Source organism: Neobacillus sp. 19 (assembly GCF_049463095.1).
Taxonomy (GTDB): domain Bacteria; phylum Bacillota; class Bacilli; order Bacillales; family Cytobacillaceae; genus Neobacillus.
Genome location: NZ_JBMPZU010000086.1, coordinates 1 through 2,389 on the forward strand (window position 1 = coordinate 1; position 2,389 = coordinate 2,389).

1 protein-coding gene and 1 pseudogene are annotated in these 2,389 nt (G+C 47.6%); one reads left to right on the forward strand and one right to left on the reverse strand.

Features of this window, described 5'->3' with window-relative positions:
• Positions 1-986: SWIM zinc finger family protein (locus ACO1D1_RS24980; RefSeq protein WP_423337511.1), on the reverse strand; the 986-nt coding region annotated here is incomplete at its 3' end.
• Positions 987-1,592: 606 nt separating this feature from the next.
• Between ACO1D1_RS24980 and ACO1D1_RS24985 the strand changes: the two are divergent.
• Positions 1,593-2,259, forward strand: a pseudogene (locus ACO1D1_RS24985) (IS256 family transposase); the annotation flags it as partial.
• Positions 2,260-2,389: the final 130 nt, after the last annotated feature.

The following is a 2,389-nucleotide window of genomic DNA, read 5'->3' on the forward strand; positions in this document are numbered from 1 at the left end:
CTGACCAGCAAATTCAAATGCACCCCGGCCACCATCAACGGCAGCGGGCTCTCCCAATCCTGAAGTCCCTTCAGACCCGCGTGAATCTTCGCCAACTCGTCGTCACGCCAATCCTTCTTTTTGAAAAAATGCACCCATAACAGCCGGTACAAATAAATCCGCTCGTACGCAAGCCCCTTCGCGCACGTCATTAGCTCAAACGCATCGTCCTTCAGCCGTTCAATAAATTCATCAAACGCAAACGGGAGCGACTGCACGCCAATTTTCACCGCCAAATCCTCAGCATCATCGAGCATTTGCTGGAACAAATTCAAATAGGCGCGCTTCACCGTGATCTCGTCATGCCCGTGCTGGTCACTCAGCGCGGCCAGCTTCCGGAACGACACCACCAGCCCGACCAGCTCATAGAGCAAACGCCACTCCTGCTCAACCGGGGCACTCGCGTGAATCCGCCGCTCGTAAATGCCGAACAACTCCGGAATCACATACGGACTCGTGTACTTTTTTGAAGCAAGCAGCGTATCAAAGCTCACCTCAAACGAATGCACCCAGCGGCTGTAGTCCGGCTTCAACACCCCGTTCGCCTTGACCAAATCCTTCGCCGTCTGCATCCCCCAGCCAGCCACCGCCTTCTTCTCGCGAAGCGGTTCGCGCCAGTCCGCCACCCAATCCGCCACACTGCCGACCTTCGAATACGCGGCGAAAAACACCGCCAGCTGATGTCGGCACAAGCCCTCTGTCGGGCACGAACACTCACTCAGCGACATAAAGTTGAGATCCAGCTCCACCTTAACCGGCGTCACATCCTGCACAACCGCCGTCACCGTGGTATCCCCAATATGTAGCTGCTGCACCAGCCCTTGCCGATACAGCATCAACCCCTTTTGCACAAGCTTCGCATCCTCCGCGTCATTCGCGTTCATCAAATCCCGCAACTCAGCAGAAAATTCATGCAACACTTCATGAGCAGGCATAGACTCCTCCAAGGCCGCAACCCCCTTTTTGAAAAATAACAAGTTTCTTCTTTTATAAAAATCCGCCCTATCGTACGCCGGACCATCATTTAAAAAAATCCATATTCCACTATTATACCCAAAAAATCACGAATAGAGGAGAGGGAGGCTTGGAAATTCGATACTTTGAAAATCAACTTGCTGATTTCCTTCCGTCGAAGAACCCATCAAAAGGGTATCCAATAGGGGTCATAGGAGCCCGTTCCGCCGGGAAAATAGCCAAAAGGGTATCCAATAGAGGTCATTGGAGCCCGTTCTGCCGAAGAAACCCCCAAAAGCGAATCCAATAGAGGTTATTGGAGCCCGTTCCGCCGAAGATATCCCCAAAAGGGTATCCAATAGAGGTCATTGGAGCCCGTTCCGCCGGAAAAATCGCCAAAAGGGAATCCAATAGAGGTTATAGGAGCCCGTTCCGCCGGAAAAATCGCCAAAAAGGTATCCAATAGAGGTCATAGGAGCCCGTTCCGCCGGAAAAACGATCAAAAGGGTATCCAATAGAGGACATAGGAGCCCGTTCCGCGAGAACGTCTAAAATTTTGTGTAAATGGTTATACTTGCCAACTAAGGAGATGATCATTTATGCAAAATTTTGGGGATATGACGATTAAGGAATTGGCTAGCCAATGTGAAACCGTGGATGATATTCAAGCCATGATTAAGGGCCTCTTTAAGGAAACTCTACAACAGGTTTTTGAAGCTGAAATCGAGAATCACCTCGGATATGCAAAAAATGACGTAAGAGGGAATAACTCGGGAAATAGTCGCAACGGGTTTAAATCGAAGACGATTAAATCCAAGTTTGGTGAGACTAAATTAAGCATCCAAGGGATCGTAATGGAACATATGAAACCTCAAATTATTAAAAATTACGAAACCTCAATCAATGGTTTAGAGGATCAAATTATTGCTCTTTATTCCAAAGGAGTGTCAACGAGGGACATCGAAGCACATATGAAGGATATTTACGGTATTGACGTTTCACCAAGCTTGGTGAGTAAGGTGACTGATAAAGTTTTACCCATGGTTGTTGAATGGCAGACCCGGTCTACTAGACCCTGTTTATCCGATTGTGTTTTTAGATGCCATCCATTTCAAGGTGAAACATGAAAATAGGATCATCAGTAAAGCTGCTTACACGGTATTAGGCATCAATTCGGAAGGTGTTAAGGAACATATATTTGGCATTGCGATTGGCGAAAACGAGAGTGCAAGTTTTTGGTTGAATGTGTGCCAGGAGTTAAAAATCGAGGTATCCAGGATGAAGCGGCGCACGAACGCGAAAGCGTTTCACGATAATGTGATAAAACGCCTATCTAGGTTGTTGTTTTTGGTTAATATCAGTTTTTTTTTGATAACCGCAACCAGTAGGCTACACA